Origin of the sequence: Mailhella massiliensis (assembly GCF_900155525.1) — a bacterium.
Taxonomy (GTDB): domain Bacteria; phylum Desulfobacterota; class Desulfovibrionia; order Desulfovibrionales; family Desulfovibrionaceae; genus Mailhella; species Mailhella massiliensis.
In genome coordinates this window covers 533,327-550,132 of record NZ_LT706951.1, presented here as the reverse complement: position 1 = coordinate 550,132, position 16,806 = coordinate 533,327, and the positions used below count along the sequence as shown (strand labels likewise).

15 protein-coding genes, 2 tRNA genes and 1 rRNA gene are annotated in these 16,806 nt (G+C 60.2%); 9 read left to right on the top strand and 9 right to left on the bottom strand.

Going from position 1 to position 16,806, the window contains the following annotated elements; translation table 11 throughout:
• Positions 1-1,126 precede the first annotated feature (1,126 nt).
• From CZ345_RS08150 to CZ345_RS08110, 8 genes are all read left to right on the top strand, one after another.
• On the top strand, positions 1,127-1,930 hold the full coding sequence (locus tag CZ345_RS08150; protein ID WP_077072650.1) for a threonine/serine exporter family protein: 804 nt from the start codon (positions 1,127-1,129) through the stop codon (positions 1,928-1,930).
• 5 nt (positions 1,931-1,935) lie between these two features.
• Positions 1,936-2,400: a threonine/serine exporter family protein gene (locus CZ345_RS08145; protein WP_077072649.1), complete on the top strand. Its 465-nt coding sequence runs from the start codon at positions 1,936-1,938 to the stop codon at positions 2,398-2,400.
• A gap of 130 nt (positions 2,401-2,530) precedes the next feature.
• A tRNA-Lys gene (locus CZ345_RS08140) sits at positions 2,531-2,606 on the top strand.
• Positions 2,607-2,655: 49 nt separating this feature from the next.
• Positions 2,656-2,731 (top strand) — tRNA-Lys (locus tag CZ345_RS08135).
• Positions 2,732-2,924: 193 nt separating this feature from the next.
• A complete protein-coding gene (locus CZ345_RS08130) occupies positions 2,925-4,472 on the top strand; it encodes a sulfatase-like hydrolase/transferase (RefSeq protein ID WP_162274951.1) in 1,548 nt (515 codons plus the stop codon).
• A 458-nt stretch (positions 4,473-4,930) separates the two neighbouring features.
• Positions 4,931-5,045, top strand: a 5S ribosomal RNA gene (gene rrf / locus CZ345_RS08120).
• 48 nt (positions 5,046-5,093) lie between these two features.
• Positions 5,094-6,467, top strand: a complete 1,374-nt coding sequence (locus CZ345_RS08115) for an MATE family efflux transporter (protein WP_162274950.1) — start codon at positions 5,094-5,096, stop codon at positions 6,465-6,467.
• Positions 6,468-6,480: 13 nt separating this feature from the next.
• On the top strand, positions 6,481-6,882 hold the full coding sequence (locus CZ345_RS08110) for a (deoxy)nucleoside triphosphate pyrophosphohydrolase (protein WP_077072645.1): 402 nt from the start codon (positions 6,481-6,483) through the stop codon (positions 6,880-6,882).
• 579 nt (positions 6,883-7,461) lie between these two features.
• On the opposite strand, the gene CZ345_RS08100 is transcribed toward CZ345_RS08110, so the two are convergent.
• The 9 genes from CZ345_RS08100 to CZ345_RS08060 form a co-directional block, all read right to left on the bottom strand.
• A complete protein-coding gene (locus CZ345_RS08100) occupies positions 7,462-8,076 on the bottom strand; it encodes an FmdE family protein (RefSeq protein ID WP_083717249.1) in 615 nt (204 codons plus the stop codon).
• A gap of 181 nt (positions 8,077-8,257) precedes the next feature.
• Positions 8,258-9,145 carry an ABC transporter ATP-binding protein gene (locus CZ345_RS08095; protein ID WP_083717247.1) on the bottom strand — a complete coding sequence of 296 codons (888 nt, stop codon included), beginning with the start codon at positions 9,143-9,145 and terminating at the stop codon, positions 8,258-8,260.
• On the bottom strand, positions 9,135-10,148 hold the full coding sequence (locus CZ345_RS08090) for a FecCD family ABC transporter permease (RefSeq protein ID WP_077072643.1): 1,014 nt from the start codon (positions 10,146-10,148) through the stop codon (positions 9,135-9,137). The genes CZ345_RS08095 and CZ345_RS08090 overlap by 11 nt, the downstream gene beginning before the upstream one ends.
• A gap of 71 nt (positions 10,149-10,219) precedes the next feature.
• Positions 10,220-11,395, bottom strand: a complete 1,176-nt coding sequence (locus tag CZ345_RS08085) for an ABC transporter substrate-binding protein (protein WP_083717245.1) — start codon at positions 11,393-11,395, stop codon at positions 10,220-10,222.
• 334 nt (positions 11,396-11,729) lie between these two features.
• Positions 11,730-12,308: a nitroreductase family protein gene (locus CZ345_RS08080; RefSeq protein WP_077073013.1), complete on the bottom strand. Its 579-nt coding sequence runs from the start codon at positions 12,306-12,308 to the stop codon at positions 11,730-11,732.
• Between the two features lie 128 nt (positions 12,309-12,436).
• Positions 12,437-12,895 (bottom strand): Spy/CpxP family protein refolding chaperone, encoded by a 459-nt coding sequence (locus CZ345_RS08075; protein WP_077072642.1) that lies wholly within the window; start codon positions 12,893-12,895, stop codon positions 12,437-12,439.
• Between the two features lie 189 nt (positions 12,896-13,084).
• Positions 13,085-13,777, bottom strand: coding sequence for a GDSL-type esterase/lipase family protein (locus CZ345_RS08070; protein WP_077072641.1), 693 nt, complete (start codon positions 13,775-13,777; stop codon positions 13,085-13,087).
• 468 nt (positions 13,778-14,245) lie between these two features.
• Complete coding sequence (locus tag CZ345_RS08065; protein WP_077072640.1) at positions 14,246-14,566, bottom strand: branched-chain amino acid transporter permease; 321 nt, start codon at positions 14,564-14,566, stop codon at positions 14,246-14,248.
• Positions 14,563-15,291 carry an AzlC family ABC transporter permease gene (locus CZ345_RS08060; protein ID WP_077072639.1) on the bottom strand — a complete coding sequence of 243 codons (729 nt, stop codon included), beginning with the start codon at positions 15,289-15,291 and terminating at the stop codon, positions 14,563-14,565. The genes CZ345_RS08065 and CZ345_RS08060 overlap by 4 nt, the downstream gene beginning before the upstream one ends.
• A 409-nt stretch (positions 15,292-15,700) precedes the next feature.
• Between CZ345_RS08060 and yedE the strand changes: the two genes are divergently transcribed.
• A complete protein-coding gene (gene yedE / locus CZ345_RS08055) occupies positions 15,701-16,789 on the top strand; it encodes a YedE family putative selenium transporter (RefSeq protein ID WP_077072638.1) in 1,089 nt (362 codons plus the stop codon).
• The last annotated feature ends 17 nt before the right edge of the window (positions 16,790-16,806 follow it).

Genomic DNA, 16,806 nt, shown 5'->3' with positions numbered 1-16,806 from the left:
TCAGGTGGTGTTCCTGAGCCGGATGACATGCTTTTGCGCGGATGAGGGCGGTGCCGCCGCGGATACGCTGAAAGCCGTGCGGCGCATATATATGAGGCCGGAGTGCCGCAGCGCGGCTTTTCGAGCTGTGAAAGGGCGGATACTCCATGCTGCGGACAGGAGAGGAAGGGAACGGCCGCAAGAAAGGGACGGACGTCGGCAATGCCGTCGGAAACCGCGGCTCCGGCTTTTCGGAGGAAGAACGGCCCTGACGGAGGCAGCGTTCGGAGAATCCCCGGCCGTTCGACATGCCCCCTTTCGCGCGGATTCCGCACGGTTGCCCGAAAGGCGTCAGACAGGCGGGGACAGTACGGAAACGGGCGGAGCATTCCGAAGACTGCTCCTCCATACCGGAAAGAGTTTTGTGCACGGCAGGCAACGGCAGTCAAAGGCCGGATCGAAAAGGAAGAAGCGGAACTGCGGAGGCAGAGGCCGAAGAGGGGCGGGACTGCGGCAAGGCTTTTTTGCGCGGAAAAACGGCGCAAGCATTGTCCGCATGAAGAGCTTTCCTTTCGCGGCCCGACCGGCGTCCTGCAATCTTGTGCCGGGGCATGACTCCATTCCCTGTTTTTTTTTTGCGGTATGCGCTTTCAGGCACGGCTGCGGGACCGTGCCTGACGGCCGGGGCAAAAAAATGCGTGCGGCATGGAGTGAGAAGCCTCTGCCCGGCAAAGGTGCGCGGTACTCGCGCGTGCCCTCGGCGGAAGGAGCGTCTTCGGCATGGTTTTCGTCGGGGCACGTCGTTCCGGGATAAGGAGAGAAGAGCGGGGGGGGGAGAACGGCCCACGGCGATGGCTGCGGGAAAGAAAGGACGCAGGGGCGCGGAAGCCTTCGGGGAAAGGGCGTTTTTCTTTGTGTGCAGGAGAAGGGGAAATGTTTCTCTCCATTGACAGCGAGCAGGCCGTTTTTTTATAGATGCGGAAGGTACCCGGAGGTTTCGGAACGACAGAACGCGGTGCCTTTCATGGCCGCGTGCGGCCTCCCCGCATAGGGCGGAAAGCGCTGCGTATCGGAGCCTCCGCCGTTGTCCGGCAGCTCTGCGGAAGAGAAACGACGCTTCTTATTCTTAAAGCGATGGTTTAAAATTATGGCGAGATACTATCTGGCGGAAAATGTCGCGCTGCAGCATTCCTCCAGCGTGGACTACGCCCAGGAATTTCTGTTCAACGCCCTGAACATCGGCGAGGAAATGCTCATCAGCGGCGCGGAGGTCAGCCGGGTGGAAGACAGCGTGCGCCGCATCTGCATCGCCTATGGTGCGGAAAAGGTGGATGTGTTCACCATAACCTCGGCCATTGTGGTAACCGCGTATTCTCCCATGTTCGGGGCCGTGACGCAGACAAGGCGCATCACCTCCACAAAGTACGATCTGTTCAAACTTGCCCGGCTCAACGCGCTTTCCCGCCGCATCTGCGAGGAAATGCCGCTTTTCGAGGTGGTGGAAAACGAGCTTGAGGAAATACGCACCAGAACGCCGCAGTATTCCTTTACCGTGATGCTGGGCATACATGCGCTTATTTCCGCCTCGTTCACGCTGTTTTTCGGCGGGCGGTGGCTGGATGCCGCGGCATCGGCCGTGATAGGTCTGTTTTTAAAGTATATGGATGCGGTATCGCGCTATCTGCAGCTTCCCGCCAACGTGGCGGCGGTGCTGTGGTCCTTTGCGGGCGGGTGCCTTGCGCTGTTTTTCGTTTCCCTGGGCTTCGGATATTCCGCGGAAAAGATCAGCATCGGCAACATCATGCTGCTTATTCCGGGAATGCTCCTGACCAACTCCATACGCGACATCTTCAACGGCGACACCCTTTCCGCGCTGCTCGGTTTCTGCAATGCCTTTCTGCTGGCCGCGCTCATCGCCTTCGGTTTCGCTCTTCCCACGCTTATATGGTAAATGCCATGAGTCTCGATGCTCTCATACAGCTTGTAACGGCCTTCAGCGGTTCCGTGGGCTTTGCCGTGCTTTTCAATGTGCAGGCGGCGCGGCTTTTCTGGGCGGGACTCGGAGGGATGCTGGGCTGGGCGGCATATCTCGCCCTCGGAGCGGTGTGCGACAGCGATGTGATACGCTTTTTCTTCGCTTCCGCGTGCTTCACCCTGTATTCGGAACCCATGGCGAGGCTGAAAAAGACGCCGTCCACCGTGTTTCTGGTGCCCGCCGCCATTCCCATGGTGCCCGGAGCCTCGCTGTACCGCTCCATGAGCTATGCCGTGAACGGTGAATGGAGCGCCTTTTCTCAGCAGATACTCTATACGCTGCTGCTGGCTTCCGCCATCGCGGCAGGCATAGTATGCGCCATGACCATCGGCCATATCGTGCGCAGACTGGCGAGAGCCTGTGCCCAGAAGACCGGCCGCTGTTGAAAATGACGTATATAATATATTGAAATAATATGATATTTGTTTTTTTATGAAGAAAAAATAATTTTTTTCGGCAAAAAACGCTTGACGATGGGGGGCGTTTTCCCTATAAACACACCTGCGTCGAGCGTGTGGGTCACTAGCTCAATTGGTAGAGCAGTTGACTCTTAATCAATTGGTTCGGAGTTCGAGTCTCCGGTGACCCACCATCTCAAACGGTTTTTCTGTTGTGACGCACAGGTACGAAAGTACCCACATGGGTCACTAGCTCAATTGGTAGAGCAGTTGACTCTTAATCAATTGGTTCGGAGTTCGAGTCTCCGGTGACCCACCATGTGAGAAAAAAGAGGCTGTTTACACAGCCTCTTTTTTTTTGTTAAAAGAATCCGTCCGTCCGGCGATGCCGGAAGGGGGCCTCACTTCATTTACCGGATGTCTGTATGCGCGCACAACGGGCGTTTCTTTTTCGCTTTGTCCGATCTTTTTTCGTCTTTTTCACGTTCTGCTTCACGGTGGCGTTTCTCATCATGTCCAAAAGGGAATTCGATGAGGTGACCATCAACCAGGTGCTGTTCCACATGCAGCTCATGCGGGACAACATCGTCACCATGCCGGGAGATTTCATTCATGTGTTTTTCTGGCATGTGAAGAACGCGCTGCTTTGCGCGCTGACCTTCGCCTTTCTTCGTGAGACGGAATACGGGGACGGGGCGCGGCCGCTCTGCGCGGCGTGCTGCGTGGTGCTGGCGGCGCTGTGGTTCTGGGTGCCCGGTTCCTTCATCGACGATGTCTTCGTCGTGGTCCGCGGTGTGGTGCTGGCGGTGCTTCTTCTGGCCGCTCTGGGCTTTGCGGGGCTGCTGCGCCGGGCTTCTGCGGCCACGCAGCGGGCGCTTTGCTTCTTCTCCGGCGGATGGCGGCTTGCGGGCGCATGGCTCTGCGTGCTGTTGTATTCCATGTATTATGTGAACTTCTTTACCTTTTTTCAGGAACAGGCCGTTCTGGGGGATTTTTATGCCGAAGGCGCGTATGTGGACCCCCGCACGGTGAAGGTTTCGGGAACCGGGAAAAAGAATCTGCTTATTCTCTATTGTGAGAGCATAGAGGAAACCTTCGGCAGAAGCGACGTGATGGGAGAAGACCTGCTTGCTCCGCTGCGTCCCTCCATAGAAACGCCCGACCTGCGCATCGATCAGATGCCCGGCGCGGATTTCACCATCGGCGGCATCGTCGCCTCGCAGTGCGGCATTCCGCTCAAGTCCATATCCATCCTGAGCGGCAACCTTACCGGCTGGGCTCTCGACCGGTATCTTCCCGGCGCGCTGTGCCTCGGGGATTATCTGCAGAAGGACGGCTACCACAACGTGTACTACAACGGTTCCAGCGGGCTGTTCTCCGGTCTGAACAAGTTCTTCCTCAGCCACGGCTATGAAGAGTTCATGGCCAAGGAGGAATGGATAGAGAAAAAGCATGTGGACCCGGCCACCATGAACATCTGGGCCATGTACGACAGCGACATGGTGGACCGCAGCATCGAGCGCATTGATGAACTCATGGCGGAAGGCAGGAAGTTCAGCTTCGCCCTTTCCACCATGGATACCCATGAACCGGGCTTCCTTTCTCCGCCGTGCGTGGATCAGGGCTTTTCCGAGAACTGGGGCGGCTATGTGAAGTGTTCCCTCTCTCAGGTGCAGCGTCTGCTCAGACACATCAGCGACAAGGGCTGGGAGGATGATTTCGTCATTCTCGTCATGGGCGATCATCTGGCCAGAATGCCGGAAATGGACGGCGTGGACCTCAAGCATGTGGAAGGACGCTTCGTGCTCTGTTCCCTGAAGCGGGATGCGACGCTTGTGCCCGTGCGGGAAGTAATCACGCATTTCGACCTTTTCCCCTCGCTGCTCGCCGCTTTGGGATTTACCGTGGAAGGCGACAGGCTGGGCTTCGGCTACAACGTTTTTTCCACGGATGTTGCGCCGGAAAAGAACTATCGTGATACGCTGCGGAAAAGAGTGCTCGGGCGCAGCAAAATATACGAAAGCCTGTGGCTGCCGGAGTATGTCAAAGAAAACAGTTGAGCCGCGCCGGACATTCCGCCGGGGCGCGCCCGTAAAGGATGACGCCGTATTCCGCCGGCGATACCGTATGGTCCGCGCAGGGACGGCGTGTTTTTCCGGCCTCTCCCGGGCCTGAAGGGGGCGGCCGGGCTTCTTCCCCATGCGGCGGAGGAGGCGTTTTCTGCGGGCGCGGGCATGGCCCTGCCGGTGATGCCGTGTTCCCCCGGAGAACATGACCGGGAAAAGACGCTCTGCGTATGCGCGCGGGCGATGCGGCGCTTTTTGCAGGGATGCGGGACCGGGCCGCAAAAACACGGCGTCTCTTCGGGGAAAGCCATGCTCCTGCGGGAAGTTGAGGCGGCCGGGCAGGCGGGATGCTTGCGTCTGCTCCCGGAACGGCAAAAAAATGCTTGCCAGAGGAGTGGCTTTTTTATATAAGCCTCGAAGCGACAACAACCGTTTTTGCGGTTTCCATATTTGCCGGTGTCCATAGAGAAGCGGGTACACCCGATCCCATTCCGAACTCGGAAGTTAAGCGCTTCATCGCCCATGATACTGCGTATTTTTGCGTGGGAAAGTAGGCCGATGCCGGCATTATTTTCAGCCCCTGCGACAACCGCGGGGGCTTTTTTGATGTTTCCCATGAAGATTGATCTTACCCGGGGCAATCCCCTCACGGGTATGCTGCTTTTCGCGCTGCCCATTTTTCTCGGCAATGTATTCCAGCAGGGCTACCAGATGGCCGACCTCGCCGTGGTGAGCCATGTGCTCGGCGACGACGCTCTGGCCGCTCTGGGCTGCACGGTGGCGGTGTATATCGTGGTGGTGGGACTTTTCTCCGGTCTGTCCAACGGTTTTTCCCTGGTGGTGGCGCGCTGCTACGGAGGCAGGGACGGAGCAGCCATGGGCAGGGCCGTGACGGCTGCGCTGTGGCTCTGGGCCGGGCTGGCCCTTCTGACATCGCTGGCAGGACTTCTGACGGCAGAACCTCTGCTGCGTGCGTTGCGCACCCCGGATGCGGCTCTGGATATGGCCGTTTCCTACCTGCGCGTCATTTTTTGGGGGATGCCCGTACTTCTTGCCTACAATATGCTGGCGGGCCTGTTGCGGGGGATAGGCGACAGTCTCATGCCGCTCGTCTTTCTGCTGGCGGCAGCCCTGTGCAACATAGGACTCGACCTTCTGCTGGTGGCAGGTTTCGGCATGGGAGTTGCCGGTGCTGCCGTGGCCACGGTGATAGCCGAAGGCTGTTCCGTGCTGCTGTGCCTGTGGTATGTGGCGCGGCGCTGCCCGGAACTGCGCCCCGGAAAAAGGGAGGAAGGCTGTCCCTGGCTGCCCGACAGGGCCGTTCTGCTGCAGATGCTGGGCACGGGCCTTTCCATGGGGCTTATGATGTGCTTTGTGGATATTGGCATCATGATCCTGCAGTCGGCCATCAACGACCTGGGAACCGGTATCGTGGGCGGCTACATCACGGCGCGGCGTTTTCACAGCGTCTTCATGCTGGCCCTGGGAACGCTGGGCGTGACGGCTTCCACCTTCGCCAGTCAGAACATCGGGGCGGGGCAGTGGCAAAGAGCCCGGCAGGGAGTGCGCCATGCGCTTTTCCTCGCGCTCATCTGGGTGGGGCTGGTCAATGTGGTGGTATGGCTGTGGGCGGATGAACTGGTGCTTCTGGTCACGGGTTCCGCCAGTCCTGAAGTGCTGTACGCCGGAGAGCGGTACCTTCGGGTGGATGCGCCCTTCTATGTGGGCATCGCCGTGCTCATCGTGCTGCGCTGCGCCCTGCAGGGCATGGGCGGAAGGCTGCTGAGTCTCGGAGAAGGCGTGCTGGAACTGTCGGGCAACGTGATTTTTGCGCTGTTCGTGGTGCCCTCCATGGGGTATATGGGCGTGTGTCTCTGCGAACCCGTGACATGTACGTTGTGCGCGTTGTATATCGTTGTCTGCTATCTGGTCACGATGCGCCGTCAGGAAAGGCGCATGGCGGCGGAAAAGGGCGGTCTGCCCGCCTGAAAGGAGAAAGGAGATGGAAAAGGTGACCAAGGAAGTGATGGGCGCGGTGTTTTTTGAACAGGGCCGTATTCTCGTCATGCGGCGCGCCCCCTTCATGAGCTGCGCGGGAAGCTGGGAATTCCCCGGAGGGAAGCTGGAAAAAGGGGAAAGCCATGAACAGTGCCTTGCCCGGGAGCTCAGGGAAGAGCTGGGCATAGAAGCGCAGATCGGCGGATTCCTCACGGAGAACAGCCATGAATACGATTTCGGCACTGTGCACCTTTGCGTGTACCGCGTGCTTTCCTGGACAGGAGACATGGCGCTGACCGTGCACGACGACATGCGCTGGGTTCCCCTGCACGAGCTTGCCGTTTTCCCCGGGCTTCTGCCTGCCGATGTGCCCGTGGCCCGAAAGCTGGAGAAGATTCTGGGCTGAGAGATTTTGCAGAATATGGCGGAATTTCCGGCTTGAGAAGCCGCGCATTCTTTCTTGGGGAGAGGAGGCGCGGCTTTTTTCAATGCCTTCAGGCATCTGAGGGAAGGTACGGGAACGGAAATCCATCCGCCAGGCGGGGGAAGCACAAAAGGTTATACCGGAAAAACACCTTTTCAGCAGGACGGCGGTGTTCCGGCTTTCGTTCTCATCGAAAAGAACGGTCGCCGCCGGAGAGTTCTGCATGACGAAGAAGCCCGTTGATACGGAAGGCGCGCCGTGGGGAAAGCGGTGCCGGCTTTTCCGGCCGGGGCAGGAGCGTGTTCTTCGGCAAAACCTGAAGTATCGGTTGAAGAAAGAGGCTGGCCGGACGGGACAGGATGACGCGGCATGGCCTTCTGCTTGTGCTGCGGCGAGAGGCGGCCCCGGGCATGTGCTTTCGCGCAAAGGCACGCCCGGCAGGGGCGAAAAGAGGGGGCTGCCGGGGAGAAGAATAGCCGGCGGGCCGGGAAAAGGGCGTGTTGAAACGGAAGGGGCGGCTGCCTTCGGCCCCGCCCCTCTGCTGCCGGGAGAAAAACGGAATCAGCCCTGCTTTTCCGCACAGTCGATGCACAGCCTGCGGCCGCCCACCTCGCGGATGCGCGAAGCCATGACGCCTTCGCCGCAGCCTTCGCACACGATGGTGGGGAGACGGCGGGCCATGGGAGGCATGTCGAAGGAAGGTTCGCCCAGAGTGAAGAGTTCCTCAAAGGGCGCGGAGAGAAGAAAGTCCATATCCTTTCTTCTGAGACGTTCCCTTTCTATTTCCAGCTTGGTGCGTATCCATTCCGACAGGTTCTGCGCCGTGAGTTCCTTGCGGATTTCCTGCATACGGCGGGAGATGTCGTCGTCGCGGACTTTTTCCACGATACGCACCTTTCTGCCGTCGCTGCGGCGGAAGAAGGAAAAGGCCACCTTGCCCCGGTCGCGGAATATCAGGTTTCCCTTGCCGAAGGTGCAGCCTACAAGGGCCTGGATGGCGTCCACCGCGCACATGTCGGTTTCGGTGACGGCCACGATTTCTTCATCTTTTGCGGTACCCATGTTTTCCATGACCCAAGCGGCCACCCGGATGCCGCGGCTTATGCCGGGGCACCAGTGACCGTGAAAGGCCACGGCCCTGTCGATGAGTTCCTGAGTTATGCCTGAGGCGTACATGCGTCCTCCTTCATGTTTTGCTGTCCCTTTTAAAGCTCTTTCGCCGGGGCTCGTCAATTCCGCCGCCTGTCACGCAAAGATCGCCGGGAAGTTTATGTTGTTCTGCCGTACGGGGATGCGCGGCCCTGCACGGGCAGGAGGCGCGAGGCTTCGTGATGAGAAAGATGCGGAAAGCGTTTTTTCAGGAACGCTGCGGGCACACCATGTCCATGGATGCGGTGGAAAGGCGCACGCATTCCTCGCCGTACACCTGACGAAGCGTATCCTGCCCGAGGGCCTCCCTCGCCGGGCCTTCCGCCGCAAGGGAGCCTTTGTGCAGAACGGCCGCCCGGTCGCAGAACCAGAGAATATGGTTCGGATCGTGGCAGCATACAAGCACGGCCACCCCCTGCCCGGCCACCTCGCGCAGCACCTTCCACACGGCAAGCTGATTGCGGAAATCCAGCGCGCTGGTGGGTTCGTCCAGCAGAATGAGCGGCGTCTGCTGCGCCATGGCCCGGGCAATGAGCACGAGCTGTCTCTGCCCGCCGGAAAGCTGATTGCAGGCCGTGTCGGCCAGAGCGCTGATGCCGATGCGTTCCATGGCTTCGGCGGCGATGTCGCGGTCGGCCTTCGTGACCGGGGAGAACCCCGTCATGTGCGGGGAACGGCCCATGAGCACCATGTCGCGCACAGGGAAGGGGAAGGGCTGGCGGTGTTCCTGCGGCACATAGGCCACATGTCGGGCCAGCTTTGCCGGGGGCATGTGGGCGATGTTCACGCCCTTGACGTGGATGTGCCCCTCCTGAGGATGCAGAAAGCCCATGCAGCAGCGGAACAGTGTGGATTTGCCGCTGCCGTTGGGGCCGAGAAGGCCGCATATTTCTCCGGGGCGCACCGTGAGGCTCACCTGCCGGAGAATGTTTTTTCTGCCGTAGGAAAAGGACAGGTTGCGTATGTCCAGCGCGGCGTCGGCCGGGAAGGCGCAGGTTTCGCGTACGTTCGCCGTACCGTGGAAAAAGCGGAAAAGGCCACGGCCGTCGCCGTGGAACAGCAGGCCCGGCAGGGACGGACAGAGATCATGCGCCATAAAGTTCCCTTCCTTTGGCACGGAGCAGCCAGAGCAGATACGGGGCGCCCACGATGGATGTGATGATGGCGATGGGAATTTCCGCGCCGGTGAGCGTGCGGGCGATGGTATCGCAGAGAAGCAGATACAGCGCGCCGAGAAGCGCGGATGCGGGTATGACCCACCGGTTGTCCGGACCGAACAGCATACGGGCGGCATGGGGCATCATGAGGCCCACCCAGGCGATGATGCCTGCGGCGGATACGCATACGGATGCGGCGAGCGTGGCAAGGATGATGAAGAGCACTCTCAGCCTTTCGGGATGCACGCCCAGACTGCGGGCTTCCTCATCGCCCAGAGAAAGAATGTTCAGTTTCCATGCCAGAGCGAAAAGCAGGGCAAGGCAGGGCAGAACGGTGCATGCACAGATGGCGACGTCCTCCCAGGTGGCGTAATAGAAACCGCCCATCATCCAGAAGGTGATTTCCCGAAGTTCCACGTCCGAAGCGAGGTACTTCATGATGCCGATGCATGCCGAGAACAGAGAACCCACGATGATGCCGGAAAGCACCAGGGTGACGGGCGGCGTTTCTCCTCTGTTTCTGGCAAGAAAAAAGGAGAGAAGCACCGCGGCCATGCCCATGAGAAAGGCGGAAAGCTGCCCGCCGGGAAAGAACATGGGAAACACGATGGCGAGCGCCGCACCGCAGGATGCGCCCGCCGACACGCCCAGAATGTAGGGTTCCACCAGAGGGTTGCGGAAACAGCCCTGATAGACGGCCCCGGAAACGGCCATGGCCATGCCGGTAATGCATGCGAGCAGCAGGCGGGGCAGCCGTATGCGCCAGAGGATGATCTCGTGTGTTTTCTGCGCCGTGCCGTCGCTCCAGCCTGCATGGACGGAGAGGGATTGCAGTACGTCGCCTATGCCGAGCGAGTATTCCCCCGCGAGCAGGGCGTGGAAAAATGCTGCCGCAAGAGCGCAGCAGAGCAGAACGACAAGGGGGACACGGAGTGTTTTCATGGTTCCTCATGGGGCGGCGGGCTGACGGAAAGGCGCTCCGCCGCAGGCATGGTTTCGGCGCGAGAGGCGGACTAGAACCCGCTTTCCGCCATCCAGTCGAGAAGCTGCGTGCTGCGAAGCCCCCGGGCCGTTTCCTCGCCGACGCCGTACACGTCCTGATAAAAGCGCAGGGCGAAATCGTACACGCTGATGTCGGAAAAGCGTTCAGGGTAGGCGGCCTTGGCGATGATGAGCATGTCCAGCGGGTATTCCACACGCCGCGAGGCGTTCATAGGCGACCAGGGCAGAGCGTAGACGCGGCCTTCCTTCACGGCGCGCAGTTCGCGCAGATTTTCATAATAGGGCGCTTCGCACAGTTCCTGCGGGGGATGGTAGCCGTTGGCCGTAGGAAGAATGATGACGTCGGGATCACAGGCGTACACCTGTTCCGCGCTCATGGGTACGCCCGTGCCGTTGCCCTGAAAGGCGTTTCTGGCATGGGCCACCTCTTCCACGATATAGGATTCCGCGGTGTCCCTTCCGTGCACGGAGCCTGCGCCGCCTTTTTTCCTTATATCCGGGCGAAGCCCCAGAAGCAGTACGGAAACCTTGTCGCTTTCGGCCACGGAGGCGGTGCGGCTGCGTATCATCGCTTCCGTCTGCGCCAGAAAATCGGCCAGATCTTCCGCTTTTTTCCGTTGTCCGAAGAGTTCCCCTATGATGCCCGCTTCCGTCTTCATGCTCGAAAGATCGGAGGAGCGGAACCATGTGGGGGAATAGAGCACGATGAGCGGAAGGCCCAGGGCTTCGATGGTGTCCACCGTTTTCTGAACTTTTTCCCTGTCGGTACCCACGGGAGTGTCGCCCACGCGCATCAGCACCACGTCGGGGGCGGAAAGGGCCAGCGTTTCATAGCTTATGATGTTCCCCTGGGGGGAATTGACGCAGGGCAGATCATTCAGCCAGGGGTGGAGGTACTTCATGGTGTTCCAGCCCCGGTATTCAAAAGTTGAACCGGAACTTGAAGGAATGCTGTAGCGGTAATCCCTTTTCATGGACCAGGAGCCGATGACCTTGACGCGCTTTATGACGCCGAGATGCGTCATCACGCCTTCGATGAAGCCGTCGTCTATGGTGGCTACCGAAGCGGGATCGTCGGGAACGGTGACGGCCTTGCCGCGCATGTCGGTGACGACTCTGGCCTCTGCCGGGGAAAGAAATACGGCCAGAGTGAGCGCGGCTGCCGCAAGAAGGAAGGGAAGTTTCATGAAGGCTCCTGTAAGCAATAAAAGGTGACACTAAAAAATAAAACGTGTCACGAAAGACAGGAGTAGCACGTTTTTTTTTAAAATGCCATGAGAACTTCGGGCAGGAAAAGGCCCGGGGCGGGAAGCGTCTGGCGGAGCGGCAGAGGGGAGGGGGGGCTTCCGGCAGGAATATCCGGGAAGATACGGCAGGCGGAGAAGTCCGTATGCAGGACATGGTGAGGTGCTGCGGGAAAGAAGGGGAAAGCCCGGCAAGGAAAAGGGCCGGGGGGCTTCCGCAGAAAAAGGCGCAGGCGGAAAAGCGCCTGCGCCCTGATGAGCTTGGTGGCCAGGAAAGCTATTTTTTCAGGATGACGGCTTCTTCAAGAGTGATTTTGGGCACGCAGTGCTCATCGTTTTCATCGCGGTAATAGGTGAGCTTGCCGTCGCTTCTGCGGGGGACGATGCGGCGCACTTCATCCGCAACGCCGAGGGCGAGCACCAGCCTGACCTGCAGGTCTTCGGGCAGGCCCAGGAGTGCGGCGGCCTCGTCCTTTTTCACCGCGCCTATCATGCAGCAGGCAAGGCCTGCCTCGCAGGCTGCCAGATTGATGCTCTGGGCGGCGATGCCCACATCCATGAGGGCGAAGTCGTCCATGTCCTTCGGTCCGGCAATGACGATGAAGCCCCCGGGATGCTGATTTTCACGGGCGCGCTGCTGCGGCGTGAGCGCGCCGCCCATGACTACGAGCCTGTTCAGCGCTTCGCAGGTATCGGGGTCGGCAACGGTGACGAAGCGTATCACCTGCATGTTGCGGGCCGATGCGGAAAGTCGCGCGTGATCCGCAAGTTCCGCCAGAATGTCGGAGGAGAGGCGTTTTTCGCCCTTGAAGCGACGACAGGTGCGTGCGCTGGTGATGAGTTCCTTCAGTTTCATACAAGGCTCCATGGAAAAAGGCACGGGCGCAGGCCCGGAAAGAAAAAGCCCCTCCATCATACGATGAAAGGGGCGTAAACGGCAAGAGGAAGCCGGAACGGGGGAAAGGAGGAACTGCCCCCTGCGGTTCAGCGCCAGCAGCCGTGGCGGCCGTGGCCGTAACCATAGCCGTCGCCGTGCCAGGCGCAGCCGTAATCGCCGCAGGGCAGACCGGCCTTGTCCATGTTGGCGTAAAATTCATCATTGACGGCGCGGATCTTCGCCCGGAGAGCGGCGATTTCGCTGGTGATGGCCTTCAGTTCCTCGGGCTTGACGTTGGGATTGGGGGAAAGGGCGCGCAGTTCCATTTTCTTTTCCATGAGCTGATCGAACAGAGGGGCGACCGCGGCGCGGTGTTCTTCATGGTACTTGTCCATCTGCGCGATCTGTTCCTTGCTCAGCTCGGGCATGGCCTGGCAGGGAGCCATGCGGTGATAGCCGTGATGGCGGCCGCCGTCGTAATAGTGGGGCTGGGCCATGGCGACCATGGGAACAGCGGCGAGAACGGCGAGAGAAAGCAGAGAGAGGGAGAGGGTTTTCTTGGTCATGGCTCGATCCTTTATGGTGTGTTGATTTGCAGGTGCGGCAAGATGGATATAGCTATAGGCAGGACGGGAATCTTTGTCACGTTTCAAACTGTTTCAGGCGGGAGCTTTTTGCAAGGCGTGGAAAGAATCATGCAAAACGCCGGGAAGGGCATGGAGTATCTCCATGGAGAAAAAGGAGATTTTCCTTTGCTACGGAAACATGGCCAGGAGTTTTTTCCAAAGGGCCGAAGCCAGGGCGGCGTGATCCTCCTCACTGAGGTGCATACCGTCTTCCCCATGGGCCTCGCCGAAGGGGTCGCCGCCGAGGGCCCGGGCCGCATCGAGGAAGGCCGCGCCTTTTTCTTCCGCCGTCTTCCGGTACAGAGCGGCAAGAGCGCGGGATTTTTCCGGCGCTCCCAGGTAGCGTTCTCCGGCAAGGCTCATTTTTCTTTCCCCGATATATGGAGGAGAAACCATGATGAGCGCAGGGTGCGGGTAGTCCAGCGTTTCGCCCCAGGGGAAGGAGAGCACGATATCGGCAAGTTCCGCCATGCCTTCGGCGATATCTTCGGCGGAGCGGTGAAGGGCGGCTTTCATGTCGTTGCTGCCCAGCATGATGACCACGGCGTCGAGAGGCAGGTGCGAGAGCAGACAGGCGGGCAGATACTCCTTGCCGCAGAGGCCCGCGCCCGGTACGGCAAGGCCGCCGCCCACCGTGAAATGATCGCGCAGGGTGCGTCCTCCGAGCCCTTCCTCCACGACTTCCCAGCCGGGGCCGAGAAGGCGGGCGAGACGGCCCGTCCAGCGTATTTCGGAGGGATGGCGCAACGCGGGGCCGTGCAGGTTGCACTTCCAGCCGTAGGTGTTGGAATCGCCGAAACAGAGCAGGCGTTTTACCGTCATGGAAAGACTCCTCGGGCCGTCGGCCCCGGCAGGCATTCAGAGAAAATCCGCATTCCTCATGCGGCGGACGCGGTTCATGTTACGCCGGAAGCCGGGGAAAGTCGACGCGGCGGAAGAAGGAAGGGGCGTGCTGCGGGAAATCCACGAAAACCGTGTGCCGCGATGGGATCGATGGGACATGCGGCCGGTACGGCGGGAAAGGGCGCAGGTCCCATCGGCCCCGAATCGTATCCTGCACGGATATCCGTTCTTCCGGGGAAAGGCAGTCAGAAGGGCCGCTTCAAAAGCGGAACAGACTGACGGATACGTATTCCGCAGAAGCCGCTGCTCTGCCCGCGGGGAGGGGAGAACTGCGGCTTGCTTTTTGGGGAAAAGTCTTCCCTGTGCCCGGATGGCTACGGCGGAGACTCCGGGCCGGAGGCCGGACGGGACTTCCGTACAGGGGGCCGGAAGGCGTGCCTCTGCGCATCAGGCGGCCAGACGCACGAGCGCCATGTAGCAGAAGGTGCCGCCCGCTATGGTCAGGGCCATGTTCTTTTTCCACATCTGAAGGGCGATGGTGAAGGCGGCGGCCAGCGCTTCCGCAAGGCCGGAACTGCCTTCGACGAGCGTGCCGCTTTTGAAACAGTACACCACGAGCATCCCCCAGATGGCCGAGGGAAGCACCGTGCCGAGGTAGGCCACGAGGTCCGGCGTTTTTTTGCGGAAAAGCAGAAAGGGCGCCCAGCGCGTGATCTGCGTGGACAGGGCGGCAAGGCCTATCATGACGGCTGTCTGAAGGGTGGTCATGACCGTTCTCCTGCGGAGGAAGAGAGTTTTTTGCGGAAGAGAAGCAGAAGCACGATGATGATGGCCATGGAAGGCAGAAGAAAGTATTCCGGCCCGAAAACAAGCAGGCAGAGAAAGGTGACGGAAAGCCCGATGAGGGAGGAAGCGTGACTGCCTTCCTTCTGCCAGCTTGCCGTGAAGATGGCGAGAAACAGCGCGGGAAGCACGAATTCCAGCCCCCGGGTGCTGAAGGGCAGGGCGCTGCCGAAGTATGCGCCCGCCGCGGTGGAGAACACCCAGTAGCTGTGATTGAACAGCGTGACGAAGAACGCGTACTGATGCCTGTTCAGCCCTTCGGGCACGGGTTCGGACTGGAGTATGGAAAAGGTTTCGTCGATGAGGCCGCAGACGAGGTATCCCTTCCGCATTCCGGCGCCGCGGTAGGCATCCAGCATGGCGATGCCGTAGAAAAGGTGCCTTGCGTTGACCACGAGGCCCACGGTGAAGGCCGTGAGCGGGGCGAAGGGACCGATGAGCATACTGGCCATGATGAATTCCAGAGAACCCGCGAGAATGGTGGTGGCCATGATGACGGGCACGATGGGAGCAAAGCCCAGGGAGTGCATGTACAGACCGTAGGAGAATCCGCAGAAGCCGAAGCCCACGAGTATGGGCAGCGTGACGCGGAAGGCTGCCAGGGCCGCGGCAGCCGTGCCTTTATCCGGGCGCAGAGGGGAGAACGCCATAAAACCTCCAGAGCAGGTTTTGTTATGTAGCACCCGTAGAGCAGCCCCGCAAGGGGGGGCGTAAAAACGTTGTGGTGGATGCGTTTCGGCCATATTTTTCTTGCAAAGGCCCATGCCCCGGGATATAGAAGAGAAAAATCATGTCAGGGGAAACCATGTTCGCAATCAGGGATACAGGGCGGAGCATATCCGCTTTTTCCGCGGAAGTGATCTTCCGCGGCGCTACCTGACGCCCGGGTTCGGCGGAACTGGAAGTTCCCTGGACTCTTTTCGGGCGCGCATGATTTTTTCCGCCTGAATTTCAAGGCTCTTCCTTCCGCCTTTTCCGTGCCGGGTACACGGATTCCGTTTCGCTCTATACTGCGTTGCGGCACGGCAATGTGACACATTCTCATGGAGGAGCCTTTTCATGAACGGCAAGAACCCCTTTGCCAGCACGGCCGGCATCATTATTGTCGGCGCCGTCATCGGAGCTGCGGCCATTCTGCTGCAGAAATTCGGCAATCCCGCCAACATGGGCATTTGCGTAGCCTGCTTTGAGCGCGACATTGCGGGCGGGCTCGGCCTGCACCGCGCCGCCATCGTGCAGTATATCCGCCCTGAAATCATCGGTTTCGTGCTCGGTTCCCTGGGCATGGCTCTGGCCGCAGGCGAATTCCGCCCCCGCGGCGGTTCCTCGCCGCTGGTGCGCTTCGTTCTCGGCATGATTGCGGCCATGGGCGCGCTGGTCTTTCTCGGCTGTCCGTGGCGTACGATTCTCCGCCTTGCAGGCGGCGACGGCAACGCGCTGTTCGGCCTTGCCGGGCTGATCTGCGGCATTGCGGGGGGTACCTTCTTCTTCAGGCGCGGGTATTCGCTGGGCAGCAGCACGAAGCAGAACGCGGCCGCGGGCTGGCTGTTCCCCCTGCTCATGGCGGGACTGCTGGGCCTGTATGTTGCCTTCCCGCAGGTTTCCGGTCAGGCGCAGAGCGGCCCGCTCTTCTATTCCGTCAGCGGCCCCGGCGCGGCTCATGCTCCCTTCCTGCTTTCCTTCGGAGTGGCCCTCGTTATCGGCGCTCTGGCGCAGCGCAGCCGCTTCTGCACCATGGGAGCGTTCCGCGACCTCATTCTTTTCCGTTACGGGCACCTCTTTTTCGGTGTGGCGGCCATGTTTGCGGCGGCCATTGTCGCCAACCTGCTCACCGGCGGCTTCCATGCCGGTTTTGAAAATCAGCCCGTGGCTCATACCGACGGACTCTGGAACTTCCTCGGCATGGTGACGGCGGGACTTGCCTTCGCTCTTGCCGGCGGCTGCCCCGGCAGGCAGCTCTTCATGGCCGGTGAAGGCGACAGCGACGCGGCCATCTTCGCCCTCGGTATGCTGGCGGGCGCGGCCATGGCGCACAACCTCGGTACGGCCAGCTCCGCCGCCGGCATCGGCGTGTACGGCGCTCATGCCACCATCATCGGTCTTGCCCTCTGCCTGTTCATCGGATTCGCCTTTTCGAAAAAGGCCTGACATTGACTGAAGGAGAC